Source organism: Candidatus Neomarinimicrobiota bacterium (assembly GCA_041154365.1).
Taxonomy (GTDB): Bacteria; Fidelibacterota; Fidelibacteria; order Fidelibacterales; family Fidelibacteraceae; genus Fidelibacter; species Fidelibacter multiformis.
The window spans coordinates 2,487,042-2,505,637 of record AP035449.1 but is presented as its reverse complement, the minus strand read 5'-3'; the positions used below and the strand labels follow the sequence as shown (position 1 = coordinate 2,505,637).

Here is an 18,596-nt window from a genome sequence, read left to right as displayed (position 1 = left end):
CTCTCAATCGTAGGCTTTGCGCAACGTTTCATCTGCTGTTGTCGCTTGAATCAATAACCGCCATTCGTCAGAGTCCCAGGTCTTCAGTTTTTCATGCATGATCCAATATTTCCGGGGGATTGGGTGAGTTCCTGCGACGACCGGAATGTGATACTTCTTTTCAATGAACTTTTTAAAATAGCTTATATAGGGGCATGGGGGATATCCAACAATAAAACCGGTGGCGAAATGGACGGCACGAACCCCGTTTTTTATCATTTCATCCACGGCATATTCGATGTTTCCGCCCGGGCACCCACCGCAACTGGTATATCCCCCCAGAATCAAAGGTTCATCATGGGAATAGATGCTGAATCCGCCATCCCACTTCTCCATAGCCCGAAAACATTTACCACCGGCACATGACTTATACCGATCACAAATAATGATACCAATTTTCATGACGATTTGCTTTCTGTTTGATGAGTGTACATTTCCAATCCTTTGCATCTCAAATGTAGGGATTATAGGGAATCATTCCAAAAGAATGTACAAGCTGTCTATCCGGGAATATGTTTATTTATATCCGTATAAAAGGGGATATATAAATACCATAAAAGCAGTCCATCCTGCATAAACCGTGAGATATCGGTTGGTCCTGTTCCGGAGATGATAAAATTCTTTTTTCCCCTGGATTTTTCCGATGATGTCATAGAGGAGACCTGCCGCATGACCGGCTATAAGCAGGTTTAATCCTAATACGGCGATCCGGTTTGGACTCAGTCCATAGGATCCCAGACGGAAAAGAATGGCGGACAGGGCTGTCAAATCCAGAAGGAGTCCCAAAGAGAGCAAGGCGGTCAGGATGACATCCAAATACCTGCTGTTTTCAAACACCTCATTTTCCCGGATACTAAAGATTGCCATAGCCAGGATCAGAAGAAGCATGGCATTGAAAACCATAAGGGTATTCCGGTCTATAAAAGGATTCATGCCTTTCAGGAGGACAATGCCCAGATAGGCCAGGAGGGTCAGGAGAAAAAGGGGTGTAAAAATCCGGGCAATAACTGGAGCCATGGGTGTTGTACTTTTCTCACGGAAAAAGACCAGATGTGCTCCGCCCAGCAGACAGAGAGCTGCTCCATAGGGAGCAATCCAGGGCATTAGGGATTCAAACAATGATTCATCCACCAGGGAGAAGAGTCCGGCGGTAATTCCAGTGAGGATCATACCGGCAAAGGCAAGAAGGGCTGAGTATACTATCCATTCCCCATTAAAATCCAGAAAAGTGCCTCGTTTTTCTATCGTTTTTATGTCCCCTTTTACGAAGACAAATCCCGTGAGAAACCAAAGAAAAAAAGGAAGGTGAATCAGTGCGATCAAAGCGGTATGAGATTGTTCGGGTGCCGGAATGATTGAGGCGTAGATCCCACTGATCAGGAGAAGGGATGCCATGAAAATCAAACCATTTTTTTTGAACCCATTCCGAATGATGAAATAGGCAGAAAGGACGGGAAAGAGGGCAAATCCCAAAAAGCGGGGATAAAAATATGTTTCGCTGATGCCGGTTAAATCCGGAAGTTTGACAAGTGTCCCTGCTGTCAGAATAAGGAGAATCAATATGGGCAGGGAGATTGATTTTTCCTGTTTATGTCTCTCTTTTTCGCCTGCCGTATGTATGCCGTCTGCCTCAAAACGGGCACACCAGAATGCCCAAAGGGGACCGGTGGTTTCCGGTTGGAGTTGGAGGAAAGAAGCCGCAAAGACCCCGGGATCTTTCCGGTAAAGGGATTCCAGCCCTTCGGGATTTTGTAGAGTATTAAGAATTTTTTCTTTCATAAACAGACTCCTGTGACATTTTCGAGAATTATATCCACCAAAACCCATAAAGTTTCTTTAAATAAAGGAAGGTTTTAATACGGTCTCCATCTTGGAGGCTCAAAAATGGTTCCGCAGGATTCAATAACGTATATTAAGATGGTTTCCCGTTATTAGTCCATGCGATGATGGATATGGGGATGAGATATGCCAGCAGGATCATAGCAACAGCCATCACAATGCTGACAGGTTTGCCGATAAGTGCAAAAATAATTAGCAGGCATAATGCAATGAGAGAAAAGAGCGCATAACCGGCTTTTAAGGCTTTATTAATCACGATGGACTCATTTTCTTCCAGATCTTTTATGGATGTATTGACATATTTCCAGCATCCGGTTTTCACGGCGCTGGCGATAAAACCGGCAATAAAAATGAGGACAAGAATGATTTCTGCAACGATCATAAATGCAGTCCATGCATTTGCAGAAGCGCATTCAAAAACCCAGACGAGACCGATCAAACTCAGGAAGGTGAGAATAACGCCGGGTCTGGCATTTTTTCCGGATGCATGTGTCTCCATAATAATGCTCCTTTACTGTTGTTTAAATGAATGATATCGCTATGTGTGTTGGGACGTTTTTCATACATCAATATAAAGGATTAAACTTTTGAATTCCAATATATCCTGATGAAAAATAAAAAAAGTTTAAACTTGTTGTCTGGCCATTTCTTGAGTGAATTTATAAGGTTTGTATCAGGGTTGAAAGCGCCTGTACAATAGTTGTTATTTTTGTTTCCAGTTTTCGGGATTATAAATAATATAATTTTGAAAGATATGTAACATGTTTAAATTATAAATAATATTGTCATAATATGATTTTTGCCACCTGAAATGTAAATTGGAATTTTTTTCATTAATTCGCCGGGATGAAAATGTTTTTAACCCTCGTATTATTTCGGGTAATCCATGAAACGTTACGGCAGGGAACGGTTTCAAACCGTTCCCTGCCGCATTTTTCTTGATAATTTGAATTATTCCATGAAAATGATCGGGCATGATTACAAATTCATTTAATTTTATGTTATGATAATGGTTTGGTAGATCATTCCAGCAATGTAATAATATTTCTCCGTTGCTATTCAGGTACATCTTCTTATTTCTAATCTCTCCAAAAATGTTTTTATATCGTAATCTTTGATGGACACATATTGTAATAAAATAAAAACCAGGTTTTGAATAATCATAATCATGTTTTCGAAGTTTCTTTCGCTCTCTCATAATTAACCCTTGATCATATTATCCTGACCATCCTGAGTATCCCTGTCACTACGATTTGTATAATTTATAGGTATCGCTATCATTCATAAGATTATAGATTACTATAAAGAAAATACAAATAATTAAAATTAATGTGTTAGAAAAAATGAGTTTCTTTTAGAGAAAAATGATGTGTGTTTTCCCCATATTAAAATAATTCGCAAGGTCATTCATTCTGCTTTTCCGGATACTGATATAAAGATCTATGTCCTGAGAAAGTATTTTTTTTAGAATGGAATAAAAGCCCTGGTGTAAATCCAGTTCTAATGGACCAAGTTCATCCAGAAAAAGCGGAGAAATATGATCTTTGATGCTCTGGTCGGCAATCGTTTCGGCAAAGAAAAAGGCCTGAGCAGAAAATGTGTATTTTCCGTATCGGATCTGTTCATCCCAGTTTTCTGGCACAGCATCAACAGGATACGCAAAGGGCATGGAATGGCCACTTTGGAGATGTCGGATATCATACCGGCAAAAGATGCCTTTTGTATAAACTTTTGGACAAACAAAGCCGTCTCCGTGAGGATTTTGCTTATACAGTTCCACCATCTTTGTGGTTTTTCCCGTATTAATTCCACCGGTGACAAGATGAATCATCCCTGATCCCGCAGATGGCCGCCATTGGATTGATAGCGGATTTTTTGAACTTCCGCGACGATTGAGATGGCGATATCATGTGGTAACCCCCCGCCTGTATCCAGTCCCACGGGAATATAACAGACATCCGTATCCGCTTCCGGAACAGCTTTTTTCAACTCCTTCAACATGATTTTCTGTTTCCGCCGGGAAGCCACCATGCCTACATAATGGGGCTTCCACCCTTCTTTAAATATCCGGTTCAATACCAGACTGTCTGCCCGGTGTTCATAGGTTGCGATAATAAAATAACTGTCCCTTTCCACAGCCTTGTCGGATAATACAGTTTCAAATGAACCATGGATCTTTTCATCGGCTCCCTGAAGGGCGTTTAACATATCCTCCCGGTCATCCAGCACCGTTATAAAATAATCCAGAGCTTTCAAATGATAAACAAGAGCCGAACCCACATGACCTGCACCAAAAATATAGACATGGTGGTGGGGAGCATAATATTCAAAAAACAGGGTTGCCGTACCACCGCACATCATCCCGGTCTGCGTTCCTTCACCTGCATTCTGCATCACAAACTCTTCCAGGTGGTTTTTCTTATCGTTAAAAAGTGCAAGTGCCCGTTCGACTGCCATCTTTTCTATGGCTCCACCGCCGACGGTCCCCAACGTTGAACCATCGGGATACACCAGCATCTTTGTCCCTGTTTCCGCCGGTCCCGACCCCGTTTTCTTTACAACGGTCACCACAATGCCAGACCCTTTGCCCGAACTCAGACGGTATATCTCATCGTGAATCGTCTTTTCATTTTTCATGGATCGTACTTTCATTTTTATTTAACATGGATAGTCAGGATATTCAGGATAAGTCATTTATTTATTCTCCAAGCCAAATTCATCATTCCCCAATTCAATTCATCATTCATCATTCATCATTCTTCATTTATCATCCCCACATATTCCACTCCCTTCAAATACCGTGTGGGTGTAGCCATCAGTACCTGTTTTCTCACAATATCATAATCCCGGATCAGTGTGCCGCAAACGGCATGAAATCCATAATCAAAAAGGACCGGTGAAAGGGGTGTGGTAGGGCCCAGGATGATTTTATAGCTCTCCGGGGACATGTGACGGATCACTTCGTGAAAGGTATGGTTGGTTAAGGTGGTTGCCGTCAGGGCGACTACATCCGCCCGGGGGAGTTGCTCAGGGATATCCCCTTCTCCCCAATCCCCTTCCTGCGGGGATTTTTCAAAGATCATGAGTTCTTTGTATTGTTCACGGTGTTTATTGAGGAAGGGAAAGTGCCCGATTACACCTACGGTTTTTCCCCGGCCTTTATCCAGCACCATATCTTTGGCATTGATAGTTATAAAATCCGGGTCTCTCCCTGCCCAGTAACAATTTATGGCCGCCATCCCCAGAGAAGCGGCAAGCATGTTATCTGACCAGACGAGCCCCGCCAGCTCCCGAAGACTTTTTCTTTCCAGGTCTCTTACATCCCCAATCCGGTCATGTATTTTCCCGTACTTGATGGTCGAGGCGATACCGGCTGTTTTTCCTGTTTTCACTAAAACAGAAAAGAAACCGACGATGATTTCATCCACCGGGATATGGGGAATATCTTCCAGAAGTTTTTCATAGACGGTCATGTCAGATCAGGCGGGTTCCTGCTTCCAGTAATATGGCTGCCACGATCATGAGTCCGGGATGAAGTATGGACAGCCCTTGTGTATATTCGGAAAGGTTTCCCAGGGGATTACGCAACCAGCTGCCCAGGATTACAGAACCCACTATCCCACTCAGTATAATATATCCCACCAAAGGTAAGGCGGAAAGGAGATAAAGTCCCTCTGCCGGGCGGAATATGAGCGTCTGGACAAGGACAAAGAGTCCCATGTGGATGGTTGCCATGGCGAAGGTTTTTATATACACGCTTTCCCGTGTTGCCGTGCTTTTTACGAAAACAAATATAACCAGGGATTCCAAAAGGATGGATACAGCCGGATTGATGACACTCATCGGTGTTTGAAGGGGAATAGCCAGTCCGGTGAGTTTAATGCCTGCGGCAATACATCCTGCCATGAGAACAGCAGATTGCACACCGGTTGACTTATACAGGTTAAACATCAAATAAAAGGCGACAGGAAACATGATCATGCCTGCAACACCCGTCGGCAAAAAGTGGAGCAAATATCCCAGTGTAGCCTCTGCAAGTCCCCACAGGCCACCGTAAAAAATAGCCAGATTCAAAATTTTTTTGTTCTCACTCATATTATATCTCCTTGATTTTTTTCCAGGTAGTTGAGAAAATCCTTCAGAATATTGAAGCAGACATTTTTCCGGTACATGGCACTGGACCGGGCATCGTCAATGGGTTGAATCAGGGGTTCATAGAGTTCAAGAATTTCCTGGTAGCGGTTTTTAAGGCTGTTGACGGATTCACCGATGAGGGAGTTTTCAATATCCCGTGAGCGGACAACCGTCGGTGCAACGGATCCGAAAGCCATACGCAGATCTTCCACATACCCGTCCAGCACGTCGGCCAGTCCGTGAAAAGAGGCCTTGGTCAAACTCATGCCCCGGCGCTGTCCCACTTTTTTGTAATAGGTGACAGGAAAATTGATATCCGGAATGATAATATCCGTTAAAAGTTCATCGGGTTTCAGGTCTGTTTGTTTGGGACCGGTGATAAAATCCTCAATGGCTATCCGTCTTTCAAATTCATGATTTTCCAGGAGGAGCTCCGCATCGGCGGCGTATAGAAAGGGGAGGGTGTCACCGGCTGGTGAAGCATTGCAAATATTGCCTCCCAGGGTTGCCAGATTTCTGGAAGGCGGTGATGCCATCAAAGCCACGGCCTTTTTAAAAGTGTCTGAAATGAGGGGATTGTGAAGGAGTTCGGAGAGTAATACAGCCGGACCAATATGAATATAACCCTCTTTTTTTTCAATGCGGTGTAGTTCCGGCAGGTGTCCTACAAAGAGCAGCGGCTTTTCAAAACCGGGTCCCAGGCCTGTCCCCCGTGCTTTCTGCACCATGAGATCTGTCCCGCCGGCAATGGGCAGGCAATCGGTTTCATTCCGGATTTTCAGGGCTTCGGCAAGGGTTTTGGGGCGGTATGCGTCTACCATCATTCTTCTCCCTTTTCCACGGCCAGGCGGACAGCTTTGAAAATCATCTGATAGCCTGTACACCGGCATAGATTACCCGAAAGACCTTCCCGTATTTGTGCGTCCGTGGGATTGGGATTTTCCTTCAGGAGGGATTCCACCGCCATAATAAAACCTGGTGTGCAAAACCCGCACTGAACTGCTCCGGCTTCAATAAATGCTTCTTCAAGGATCTGCCCCCGGGGGGTTTTTTTAAATCCTTCCGGTGTGAGGATGGATTTTCCTTCCAGATAACCGGCAGGTATCAGGCAGGAATTCACCGCTTTTCCGTCCATCAATACCACACAGGCGCCGCATTCTCCCTCACCGCAGCCCTCTTTCACCGCCGTAAGATGAAAATCCTCCCGGAGGATATCCAACAACCGCCGGGCCGGATGGACCTCTATCGTTTGTGTTTCACCGTTTAATATGAATTCAATCTTCATGTTTTTCTAACTCCATGAGCATTTCCGGGGTCACCGGGATTTCGTTCAGGGGGATTCCCAGGGCGTTGGATATGGCTGCAGCAACTGCCGGTGGGGCACCGGTCATGGGGAGTTCTCCGGCACACTTGGCACCAAAAGGACCGAATTCATAGGGGTTATCCATAAAATCACAGATAATTTCCGGGACATCCATGGAGGTAGGGACTTTATAATCCGTCAGGTTGTGCTGTACCAATCTGCCTTCTTTGCTTTTCATGACTTCAAGGGTGGCCCATCCGGCTCCCTGGGCGATGCCTCCTTCCATCTGTCCCCGCAAAGCCCGCTCATCAATAGCCCGGCCTACGTCATATACTCCCGTGACTTTTTCAATGTGAATATCATACGTCACGGGATCGATCGCTACTTCCGCCACGTTGACTCCCCAGGAATAGGTGGGATAGGCATTACCCTGAAACGTGTCGTTATCCCATGTAAGAAAACCGGGATGATGATATACTTTACTGATCTCAAAGTCCTCTGTGTCATTCCACCGGGATTTCATCTCATCCGCCGCCGTCTTTAAAAGTCCTCCCACGATCATGATGGTCCGGGATGCCACGGTCGGACCCGAATCGGGAACAAGCCCTGTATCCCGGATTTCACAGGTGACCTTTTCTATGGGCAAATCCAGTGTATGGGCGACTATTTTCCGGAGTGTGGTATCGGCACCCTGCCCCATTTCCACACTCGAAACTTTTAATACAACCCGGTCTTTGCTTTTCCGGAGGATGATTTTTCCTTTGATGGTCTGCTCACCGTTTCCTGTAAAACCACAGCCGTGGAGAAAAAGTGATATGCCCACACCGGTGAATTTTTTCTTCTTTTGGATTTTTTGACGGTAATCCGATAAATCCAGAGCCCTTTCAACCAATTCCGGGAGGATGACTTTGTCGTGAATTTTTCCGCCGGTGCAGGAAGGATCCCCCTGCTTCAAAATATGCTTCATTTTAAACTCAAGGGGATCGAGTCCCAGCGTTATGGCAATGTTGTGCATCAACATCTCTGTACCAAAGACGGACTGGGGTGCCCCGAATCCCCGGAAAGCGCCGGATGGGACGGTATGGGTCTGGAAATTCCGTCCCCGGACCTTCAGGTGGTGAAAATTATATACATTGGTGGCTGAGAAAATACCCCGTTGTAACACCACAGGGGAAAGTCCGGTATAGGCTCCGGCATCATATAAAAGATCCATATCCAGAACAGTCACCCGGTTATTGTCATCGAGTCCTGCTTTATAACGGATGATGGCGGGATGCCGCTTGGTAGAGCAGATGATATCTTCATCCCGGTCGTAGATGAGGATGACGGGATGTTTTGTTGCCAGTGCGGCAATGGCAGTGTGGCAGGCTGTGAGGGAAGGGAACTCCTCTTTACCGCCAAAGGCTCCGCCGGTTGTGGTTTGGATGACCCGGATTTTGTCTGCCGGCCTGCCCAGAGCTTCGGTAAGGGCCCCTTCGGCATAAAAGGGACATTGCATGGATCCGTAGACGAAGACCGTATCGTCTTTCACCTCTGCTGCCATCCCCTGGGGCTCCAGATATACATGCTCCTGAAGACCTGTCCGGTATTCGTCCTCAATGATTCTCGCCGCCTGTGCAAAAGCGGTGTCCGGCTCCCCCTTGGAGAATGAGTATTCTGTAAAAACACAGTTCTGCTTTTCCGATTCCTCCAGGGTAAAAACCGCCGGAAGATCTTCATAGTCTATCCGGATTTTTTCAGAAATCTGATACACAAGCTCCCGGCTGGGACCTGCCACCAGGAGGATGGGCTGACCGATATACAGCACTTCATCTTCTGCCAGAATGGGATGATCCGAAACCACGGTCCGCATGCGGTTTTTTCCCGGGATGTGGGATTTATCGATAATAAAACAGTTTTCAGGAAGATCAGGCAGGCGGATATCCAGAATTTTTGCGTGAGGCCGTGTGCTGCGGACGGTTTTCAGATAAAGGGGATTGTCAAAAGCCATATCACCGATATATTGGGCCTCACCCCGGATTTTTTCACGGGCATCCGTCCGTTTTATCGATTTACTGATGGTCATTTTCACGGTGTTTTCTCCCGTGTGTATGCTTTAATTTTGTCGAAATCATGGAGATTATCCACATCCATTCCGATCCCCGGATCGTCCACATCAAGAATTGTTACCTTTTGGCTATGAATATAATCCCGGAGAATCCCGTCTTCCGGCATGGATAAAATCCCCGGAATATGGGAGGATGAAAAGAGCACGGGGTGGCCTTTTTTACCTTTATATCGTGGAACAATAAGTGTCCCTGGTGCTTTTAGCATCTGCCGGTATGTCTCCGGTTTTACCACCGGCTGATCGCCGGGAATCAGAAAAAATTTTTCTCCTTTCACAGCCCGGAGACCACTCTGCACCGAAGAAAACATCCCGGATTCAAATTTTTCATTGAAAACAAGGACCAGCTCCGGGTCACCGACACATATATCCCGGAGGGTTTCAAAGTCATAACCGCCCACGACGATAATCCGTTCACAGACGGGACGCATACTGTCAATGCAATGCCGGATCAGGGGTTTCCCGTTCAGAAGAAGGGCCGGTTTGAATGTCCCCGCCCGTTGTGAAAATCCTGCAGCAAGTATCACACCCTCAATCATGATCCAACGCCTCCAGGGATGAGATGGCCTGATTGGGAAATAGAATTCCTTTTTGTGCAGAACCGGTATCTTTCAGACCGTTTCCGGTGATGAGCAGCACCACTTTTTTATCTTTGGGGATGGACTGTTTTATTTTTAGAAACCCTGCATAAGAGGCGGCAGCTGCGGGTTCGGCAAAAAGTCCGGACGTGGAAGCAAGTTCCTTTTGTGCCTGAAGGATTTCTTTATCGGTCACCGTCACGCAGGATCCGTCGTTTTCTTTCAGTTGTTTCAGGGCATAATACCCGTTCCGGGGGATATCCACAGAGATGGAATCAGCCAGGGTGGAGGCTGTAATTGGTGTGAAGCTGCCCTTTTTCAGGGCTTGTGCGATGGCATCACTGCCCTCTGCCTGAACAGCCACCACATGGGGAATCCGATTGGTCAATCCCTGATGTTTCAGATCCCGGAATCCTTTATACACGCCGCTTAAAATCACACCATCGCCCACAGGGACAAAGATCATATCAGGGATATCTTTCAATTGACGGAAAATTTCCAGGGAAACAGTTTTTTTCCCTTCGATGGTAAGGGGATTATAGGCCGTGTTCCGGCTTAAGGTTTTGCCTTTTTGGCTGTACGTCAGGGAAAGGTCAAAGGCACGGTCGTAATTACCGTCTACAGGAATCACTCTGGCTCCATACTGAAGGGCCTGGATCATTTTGGCCTTCGGGGCGGATTTTGGCAGAAAAAGGGTGATTTGGAGTCCTGCTGCTGCGCCGATTCCTGCCATGGATGAACCGGCATTGCCGGTGGAAGCTACGGTGATTTCCCGGATGCCTTCCCGCCGGGCAAAAGCAGCCACCATGAGGGATGCACGGTCTTTCAGAGAACCGGTAAGCTGACGGGTGTCGTCTTTCAGATACAGATGTGTAAATCCCGTTTTATCTGTCAGCCGTGCGGATTGCCATAAGGGCATGGATTCAAGAGGTACCGATGGAAAATATCTCTTTTCCACAGGCAGAAAAGCGAACGGGTCTTCCGGGTTGGAAACCCGTCCGTCCAGCATCACTTCCAAAATCCCCCGGAGGGGTTCGTCCGGAGACTGGTTCTTTACGCACTCCGGACAGACCATCCGTGACGGATGGATCTCGTATTCCCTGCCGCATTCGGAGCATCTGTAGAAAAAGTGTATCATCAGTTTAATCTTTTTATTTCATAAGCTGGCGTTTAAGGTCTTCCGCCCATGGTGAGGGCCATGACGGCCTTGGCCGTATGGAGCCGGTTTTCCGCTTCGTCGTAGATGATGGATGCCGGTCCGTCAATCACTGCATCCGTGACTTCCCTGCCCCTGTCTGCCGGAAGGGCATGCATGTATTTTACCTCCGGTGCCGCCAACTTCATACGCCGTTCGTCGCAGATCCAGTCCCTGTGTTTTTCCAGATTCGCTTTCATCTCCTGTTTACAGGCTTCTTCATTGGCATTGTATTCATCAAAGCTCCAGTTTCCGAACCCACCCCAGTTTTTGGGGATGACAATGTGTGCTCCTTCAAATCCTTCATCCATATCTTCTGTGTACCGGAGTGAACCGCCGAATTTTCGTGCATTTTCACCGGCCTGCTTTACCAGAAAATCAGGGAAGGGAAATTCTTTGGGCGCGGCGATGGTGACATCCATGCCGAAGCGGGGGAACATGAGGAACTGGGATATGGGGACGGAGAGCGGTTTTGCGTGGGATGTGGCATACGCCCAGGAGAGGGTCACCTTTAATCCCTTTGTGTTGGTCCCGAAATATTCCCGGATGGTCATCAGGTCTGCAATGACCTGCATGGGGTGGTACAGGTCATCCTGCAGGGACATGACCGGGATCGATGCATGTTTTGCCAGTTCATTCAGGTAGGGATTCCCGATGCCGTAAAAGCAGTTCCGGCAGGCGATACCGTGTCCCATCCGTGAGAGAACCATGGCCGTATCTTTGGCCGATTCACCGTGGGACAGTTGCATCTTGTCCGGTGTCAGATCGTGGGCATGTCCGCCCAATTGGGTCATACCCGCTTCCATGGAATTCCGGGTCCGGGTGGATTGTTCAAAAAACATCATAAACAGGGTTTTATCCTGCAAAAGGCGATGGGCTTCACCCATGGCGAAGCGTCGCTTTAAATCCGATGCCACATTCAGGGCCATTTCGATTTCCGGGTTTGTCCAGTCCTGGAATGTGATCAGGTGTTTTCCGTGTAAGAGTGTTTGAGGCATTGTAGTTCCTTTTGAGTTAACCGCGGAGGGCGCTGAGAACGCGGAGTTTTTTTTATAATTATTCAAGGCTCGCTGAGTCCTTTTGAGTTAACCGCGGAGGGCGCTGAGAACGCGGAGTTTTTTTTATAATTATTCAAGGCTCGCTGAGTCCTTTTGAGTTAACCGCGGAGGGCGCTGAGGACGCGGAGTTTTTTCTTTAAAATTATTCAAGGCTCGCTGGGTCCTTTTGAGTTAACCGCGGAGGGCGCTGAGAACGCGGAGTTTTTCCTTTATAATTATTCACGATTCGCTTAAGTCCATCTTTCAGAATAGGTACATTAAAATTTATCAGTAGTCCCACCTGTAATTTTGAAATTTTCAGATAATTCAGAAGTTGAGCCTGATCAATATTTGTCATTTTGTTGACGGCTTTACATTCGACAACCAGCTGGTTGTCGATAAGAAAATCACAACGAAAGCCTTTTTCGATAACAATATCTGCATAATGAACTGGTAAATTTTTTTCTTTTTCAAACGTGATTCCTGCCTTTTGAAGTTCATATGCCAGTGCTGCCTGATAGACAGATTCCAGAAAACCAGGACCAAGATTCTTATGAACTTTGATTGCCAGTCCTATTATTTTTTCAGTCAACTTATTAATATCATCATCCATAAATCATCTCATCTCCTCTGCGTCCTCCGTGCTCTCTGCGGTTTATAGCAAGTATGGTATCAGTGTGTAAAACGCCGCAGCTTTCTCCAGATGCTCAACCGGTGTTTTTTCATTGGGAGCGTGGGCGTGAATCTCATTCCCCGGTCCGAAACCAATGCAGGGGATCCCGTGACGTCCGCAGATGGACACCCCATTGGTTGAAAAGGTCCATTTGTCAATCCGTGGCTTTTCGTTGAAAAGCGCTTCGTAAGTTTTTGCCCCGGACTGTACCAGTGGATGGTCTTCCGGAATTTTCCAGGTGGGGAAATACTTTTCAACGGTATAAACAGTGCCCTGATAACTTGGGCGGTGATATTCCGGGACTTCTATTGTCACATCTTTGCCGCAGATTTTTTTCAATTCCGCCAAAGCACTTTCTTTGTCCTCTCCCCAGGTCAGGCGCCGGTCAATGTGCATACGGGCAAGATCGGGAATGGCACACAAAGAGGGAGATTGGCTCCGGAAAAGGGTGGCGGCGATGGTTCCTTTGCCCAGAAAAGGATCTGAACGGAGATTTTCATTCAGTTTTTCGATTCCCAGGGCCACCTTTGAAGCGGAATAGATCACATTTTTTCCCCGTTCCGGCGCTGAGCCGTGGGCTGAGAGCCCCTTAAAATAAAGCTCCATTTCCATCCGTCCCCGGTGTCCCCGGTAAATTCCCAGATTCGTCGGCTCGGTAATAACGGCAAAATCGGGGACCAGTTTTTCCTCGGTGATCAGGTATTCCCAGCACATGCCGTCGCAGTCTTCCTCCATGACGGTAAAGGTGAAATAGATGGTATAGTCACCGTCATATTTCATTTCCGTCAGTATCCGGGCGGCGGTGATCATGGCCGCGGCACCCCCTTCCTGATCCACCGTTCCCCGGCCGTGGACATACCCGTCTTTGATAATCCCGGAAAAAGGGGATAACTCCCATTGGGATTCATCTCCCGTATCCACTGTGTCAATATGGGCATCAATTGCCAAAACTTTCGGTCCGTTTCCCACCCGGGCAATGCAGTTTCCCAGGGCATCAATCCGCACATTGTGGACACCGGCAGATTCGAGGAGCTCCTTGATTTTAAGCACCACCTCTTTCTCTTCACAGCTGACAGAAGGAATCTTTACCATCTCTGACAGGTATTGGGCAGTGTCATTCCGGTATTCACGGGCTTTTTGCCGGATATATTCAGCGGTTCTCATATCCTATCCTTTCGTGTATCAGTGTTTTTCGTATCAGACTCATAGTGACGGCGTCATGCAGACGGATCTCTTTCTGTTCCCGTGATGAGATATCTATGCTACGGATTTCAAAGGACTTTTGATCCAGGATTGCGGAAAAATCTTTGCCTTCGTATATCCAGGCGTCTTTTGTTTCTGTCAGGGAGAGGATTTCATCCTCTTTCTTATAGCGGAGTACCCGGTTCTCCAGGAAAAACCCCTCTGTCATATTCCGGAAACTCTCTTCCGTCAGGGCTACTTTGGGCTTGTCTTTATACGGTGCCCCGGCGGTGGGACAAAATGTCGTACAGTTTCCGCACTCGTTGCAGAAATCCTCGATATTCAAGACCTGGTAAGGCTGGCGGATCCGGTATATACCATCCTTTTTCGTTTCAATCTGCTTGTTTTTCCACTGGATTTTTTTCAGGGGAATTTCAAAAGGTTCTACTGTGTAGGAGATGTTTGCCCGGTTGGGACACACCGTAACACAGATATCGCAGACCTCATCGCACAGCAGGCAGCGGGACGCTTCTGTTACGGCATTCTCGTGTGTCAGTGTGAGTTCCACAAGGTTTTGCCCGTCCCGTTTTTCCAGGGGGATTTCTTCAGGATGTACACCTGGAACAATTCGTGCCCGGGCTTTGTGGTGCTCCCGGTGTGAACGGCTTTCCCGGGGGATGGTAAGCCGGGCTGTTTCAAGTGCCTGTCCGCACCGTTCAAGAATCACCCGGGCCGTCTGTCGTCCGTCTCCGATGGCTTTGATGATCGTTGCAGCCCCCCTGAAAGCGTCTCCGCCAATAAAAATGTTATCTATTTGTGTTTCCCGGGTCTCAGAATCCCGGATTTCAAGGTCATTTGCAGACATAAAAGGTATATCCCGTTCCTGGCCAAAGGCGGGAATCAGCGTATCTGCTTTCAGTGTGAATTCACTTCCCTCGATTTTAACCGGACGGGGTCGCCCGGAAGCATCTTTTTCCCCCAGTTTCATACGGCTGCAAACCAGTCCGGTGACGTGTCCCTTTTCAGACAGGATTTTTTCCGGCGCCGCCAGTTCCATCAGCTTGATACCCTCTTTCAGGGCAGCCGAGATTTCATCCTGATCTGCCGGCATTTCCCGCCGGGTCCGCCGGTAGATGATAGTAACACCCCCATCTTTTCCCGCCAGCCGTCTGGCTGTTCGTGCCGCATCCATGGCGGTGTTACCACCACCTAATACCAGGACCTGTTTCCCGGAAAATTTTTCTTTCCCCTGCCGTACGGCAGATAAAAATTCCAGAGGATCAAGGAACCCTTTTGGGTTAACCGCGGAGGGCGCAGAGGTTTTTTTATAATTATTCATAGTTGCTGGGACCTTTTGTAGATCGTCTACGGGAATGGAAACCTTCAGGGATTTCTGAGCCCCAACGGCAATGTATACAAAATCACTTTTTTGCCGGATGGCTTCGAAACGGTCCTGATCAATATTTTGGGATGTGTGGATTCTTACCCCCAGTTTTTCGATGCGGTGGATATCCTCCTGCAGTGCTTTTTCAGAAAGACGGAATTTGGGGATGGCATCGGCGGCCATGCCCCCGGGAAATGCTTTGGTTTCATATACATCCACATCGAATCCGGAAAGGATGAGAAAATACGCACAGGCCAGTCCCGACGGGCCCGCTCCGATGATAGAAACGTGTTTTCCGTTTTTTTGAGTCGAAGGCGTCAGTTCTTCCACCGGGGCATTTTCAGCAACATAGCGCTTGATATCACGGATCAGTAAAGCCTTTTCGTAGTTGATCCGGGTGCATTTGGTCTGGCACAGGTGATCGCAGACCATGCCTGTAACAGACGGGAAAGGATTGGTGCCGAGTATGGTCCGGAAGGCATTGGGAAGGTCGTCATTGGCTGTGCGGTACATATACTCGGGGATATTTTGATTGGCAGGACAGGTTCCCACGCAGGGTGCGGCAATACAATCAAAGGATTTCAGTTCCCGATCTGTTTTGATGTTGGGGTAGGTTGCCTGATACAGGGGATTGTCTGCCACTTTTTGTGCATAAGTCCTGAGATATTGCCGGGCTTCTGAAGAAAAAGAATCGGGCAGGGTGCCCATCTTTTCCACGTACTGGGATAACCGGCCATATCCGCCCGGCTTTAAAAGATCTGAACAAACGGTGACCGGTGAAAAACCACAGGACAGCACATCCTGAATGTTGTGGACAGTTACGCCGGCACAAAAGGAGACAGGCAGCCGGGGGAATTCCTGGCGTACCATATCAGCTACATTTATACTGATGGGATGCAAGGCCTTGCCACTCATGTACATGGCATCCTCACTGAAAACATCCTTATGATTCAGGGCTTCCAGTGTGTTGGTGAGTTTGACTCCGAAATGGAGTCCGTGCTTTTTCGCCTTGTTTTGGAGGGACCGGATAACCTGTTTCGCTGCATCCCAGGTGATATCGTGTTCAAAGGCCACATCGGGGACTCTCGTTTCATATCCAAGCTTATTCAATATATCTTTGATTTTTTCGGCGCCTAAAAGAGTGGGATTGAGTTTGATATAGGTGTGGAGTTTTTTCTCTTCCAGCAAATATGTGCCGATTTTTTCGATTTCATCCGGTGGACACCCGTGCATGGTGGACAGGGTGATGTTGTTTGATATGCAGTTGGGGATATTCAGTTCATCCACCGCCGGGTACAGATCCCGGATTTCATCCAGAAGCGCTTCTTTTTCCGTCCGGCAGTCTGCCATTTTATGGAAAAACCACTGGACATTCTCTTTGAGGATGCCGGCCATATCGTAGCCTACACTCATGTTGAAGACCGTTCCAACAGGACCCGGGTGCCGGAATTTGTGGTGGAGGAGATGAATCAATATCCAGGCTTTCAGATATTCGGTGAAGGATTCCTCGATTTTCAATTCCTGGGACCATTCGCAGTTGTAGCCTTCATCCTGAAGTTCGATACAGGGTTTGGAGACGGTAATTTCATCCAGCGTCTGGACCGTTTTCAGTTCGATGTACCGGGCGCCGCAAAGCCAGGCGGATACGATATTCTGGGCCATCTGGGTATGTGGGCCTGCAGCGGGACCCACGGGGGTATCCAGGGGCTGACCGAAAATTTCTGTTTTAAAAGGATCTTTGTCTGACGGTGTAAAAAAGAGATGGTCATAAATCCCGAAAGCCCTTCCCAGTTCAAGGGAACGGAGTAGATAAGACATCAGGATCCGGAAAGGGATAATACCGAAACGGTCACTCATGATACACCTTGTGTAGTTTCTGGACGGCTTCTTTTACATCATGACGGATTTTTCCTTCATCGAATGTTTTGAATTCCCCTTTCTCCCAGAGGATGGTGCCATTTGCGATGGTCATGTGCATTTCCTGTCCCTGAACACCAAAGATCAAATGATAGAATAAATTCTCAAGGGATATGGGTGTGACGGGAATGTAATTCGTCACGGCCACATCTGCGTCAAATCCTTCTTTCAGGGTTCCGGCATGGGGGAAGAACCGTTGAATCACGTCAGCCGGACGTTGAAAGAGGATTTTCAGAGGTTCGTCAATTTTCCCGTTCCGGAGCAGAAAATGGGAACGCAGGGTGCCAAGGACGTTTCCTGTCATCCCGTCCGTCCCCAGAATATAGTTGCTGATCCGGTCTGTATTCATCATGCCTACATTGTTATTGGCATTGGATTCGGGATTGGATATGACGATGGGATTGATTTTTTCGATCCACTCATAATCTTTTTTGGACAGGTGAATACAGTGGGCCAGAAGGGAGTTACGGTCCAGAAGTCCATACTTTTGCAAACGGTCTACCGGTCCGGCTGTCCCCTGCTTAACACAGAAATCAAAATCGGATCTATCTTCGCCGCAATGGATATGAATGGGCATATCCGGGGGTTTGTTGTCCGCGATGTATGTCATGCTTTCATCACTCAGGGTGAAATTGGCATGGAGTCCTAAAAGTCCCTGAATTTGGGGGTTCCCTTTATGATCCTCATAAAACCGGATATTCTCCTCCAGGTGCTCCTTGACCGCTTCTTTACCCATCCGGTTGGATATTTCATAGCAGAGAAGTCCTTTCAGATTTGCTTCAAGAAAAGCGAATTCCAAAAAATCCAGACTTTTTCTCACGGCATTCATGGAAGCATGGTGGTCGAAGACGGTGGTGACGCCGAATTTAATGGACTGGAGAAGTCCGTGAAGGGCGGAATAATGGCTGGTTTTCTTATCCAGGGACTGATCCAGATGCCACCAGAGATTTTCCAGGATCTGCTGAAAATTCTCAGTTGGGCCGACAGGCGCCAGTCCCGTTGCCAGGGCGGAGTAGAGGTGATGATGGGGATTTAATAGTCCGGGCAGGATAAGCCGGCCTTTCAGATCGTAAAACCGGACGTCTTCTTTTTTCAGTTCCTCTGTTTTGCCCATGCGGATGATTTTTCCCTCTGAAATTTCCAGTGCCCCGTTTTCTATAAGGGTGGAGAATCCGTCTGTAATCACAGCATTACCGAGTATATATGCCATA

17 protein-coding genes are annotated in these 18,596 nt (G+C 47.4%); all 17 read right to left on the bottom strand.

Annotated elements, in window-relative coordinates; translation table 11 throughout:
- Positions 1-3: 3 nt before the first annotated feature.
- The 17 genes from strainIA91_RS10670 to strainIA91_RS10590 all read right to left on the bottom strand — a co-directional run bounded on the left by strainIA91_RS10670 (position 4) and on the right by strainIA91_RS10590 (position 18,595).
- Positions 4-441, bottom strand: coding sequence for a CGGC domain-containing protein (locus strainIA91_RS10670; RefSeq protein ID WP_400166762.1), 438 nt, complete (start codon positions 439-441; stop codon positions 4-6).
- Positions 442-555: 114 nt separating this feature from the next.
- Positions 556-1,818, bottom strand: coding sequence for a hypothetical protein (locus strainIA91_RS10665; protein WP_400166761.1), 1,263 nt, complete (start codon positions 1,816-1,818; stop codon positions 556-558).
- A 133-nt stretch (positions 1,819-1,951) separates the two neighbouring features.
- Entirely contained in the window at positions 1,952-2,377 is a 426-nt protein-coding gene (locus strainIA91_RS10660) for a hypothetical protein (RefSeq protein ID WP_400166760.1), read from the bottom strand.
- 855 nt (positions 2,378-3,232) lie between these two features.
- Complete coding sequence (locus strainIA91_RS10655) at positions 3,233-3,709, bottom strand: nucleoside-triphosphatase (RefSeq protein ID WP_400166759.1); 477 nt, start codon at positions 3,707-3,709, stop codon at positions 3,233-3,235.
- Positions 3,706-4,515: an XdhC family protein gene (locus strainIA91_RS10650; protein WP_400166758.1), complete on the bottom strand. Its 810-nt coding sequence runs from the start codon at positions 4,513-4,515 to the stop codon at positions 3,706-3,708. The genes strainIA91_RS10655 and strainIA91_RS10650 overlap by 4 nt, the downstream gene beginning before the upstream one ends.
- 116 nt (positions 4,516-4,631) lie before the next feature.
- Complete coding sequence (locus strainIA91_RS10645; RefSeq protein ID WP_400166757.1) at positions 4,632-5,351, bottom strand: Rossmann-like domain-containing protein; 720 nt, start codon at positions 5,349-5,351, stop codon at positions 4,632-4,634.
- Position 5,352: 1 nt separating this feature from the next.
- Positions 5,353-5,973, bottom strand: coding sequence for a hypothetical protein (locus tag strainIA91_RS10640; protein WP_400166756.1), 621 nt, complete (start codon positions 5,971-5,973; stop codon positions 5,353-5,355).
- Complete coding sequence (locus strainIA91_RS10635; protein ID WP_400166755.1) at positions 5,970-6,836, bottom strand: FAD binding domain-containing protein; 867 nt, start codon at positions 6,834-6,836, stop codon at positions 5,970-5,972. The genes strainIA91_RS10640 and strainIA91_RS10635 overlap by 4 nt, the downstream gene beginning before the upstream one ends.
- The gene (locus tag strainIA91_RS10630) at positions 6,833-7,297 is read right to left on the bottom strand and encodes a (2Fe-2S)-binding protein (protein ID WP_400166754.1); all 465 of its coding nucleotides are present in this window, start codon (positions 7,295-7,297) and stop codon (positions 6,833-6,835) included. Before strainIA91_RS10630 ends, strainIA91_RS10635 begins: the two co-directional genes overlap by 4 nt.
- Positions 7,287-9,380 carry a xanthine dehydrogenase family protein molybdopterin-binding subunit gene (locus strainIA91_RS10625; protein ID WP_400168264.1) on the bottom strand — a complete coding sequence of 698 codons (2,094 nt, stop codon included), beginning with the start codon at positions 9,378-9,380 and terminating at the stop codon, positions 7,287-7,289. The genes strainIA91_RS10630 and strainIA91_RS10625 overlap by 11 nt, the downstream gene beginning before the upstream one ends.
- A 2-nt stretch (positions 9,381-9,382) precedes the next feature.
- Positions 9,383-9,958: an NTP transferase domain-containing protein gene (locus tag strainIA91_RS10620; protein ID WP_400166753.1), complete on the bottom strand. Its 576-nt coding sequence runs from the start codon at positions 9,956-9,958 to the stop codon at positions 9,383-9,385.
- Positions 9,951-11,135: a threonine synthase gene (thrC, locus tag strainIA91_RS10615; protein ID WP_400166752.1), complete on the bottom strand. Its 1,185-nt coding sequence runs from the start codon at positions 11,133-11,135 to the stop codon at positions 9,951-9,953. The genes strainIA91_RS10620 and thrC overlap by 8 nt, the downstream gene beginning before the upstream one ends.
- Positions 11,136-11,167: 32 nt before the next feature.
- Complete coding sequence (locus tag strainIA91_RS10610) at positions 11,168-12,190, bottom strand: ornithine carbamoyltransferase (protein ID WP_400166751.1); 1,023 nt, start codon at positions 12,188-12,190, stop codon at positions 11,168-11,170.
- 202 nt (positions 12,191-12,392) lie between these two features.
- The gene (locus tag strainIA91_RS10605; RefSeq protein ID WP_400166750.1) at positions 12,393-12,842 is read right to left on the bottom strand and encodes a GxxExxY protein; all 450 of its coding nucleotides are present in this window, start codon (positions 12,840-12,842) and stop codon (positions 12,393-12,395) included.
- A 42-nt stretch (positions 12,843-12,884) separates the two neighbouring features.
- Positions 12,885-14,066, bottom strand: coding sequence for a YgeY family selenium metabolism-linked hydrolase (locus strainIA91_RS10600; protein WP_400166749.1), 1,182 nt, complete (start codon positions 14,064-14,066; stop codon positions 12,885-12,887).
- Positions 14,053-17,325: an FAD-dependent oxidoreductase gene (locus strainIA91_RS10595; protein ID WP_400166748.1), complete on the bottom strand. Its 3,273-nt coding sequence runs from the start codon at positions 17,323-17,325 to the stop codon at positions 14,053-14,055. Before strainIA91_RS10595 ends, strainIA91_RS10600 begins: the two co-directional genes overlap by 14 nt.
- On the bottom strand, positions 17,318-18,595 hold the full coding sequence (locus strainIA91_RS10590; RefSeq protein WP_400166747.1) for an amidohydrolase family protein: 1,278 nt from the start codon (positions 18,593-18,595) through the stop codon (positions 17,318-17,320). Before strainIA91_RS10590 ends, strainIA91_RS10595 begins: the two co-directional genes overlap by 8 nt.
- Position 18,596: the final 1 nt, after the last annotated feature.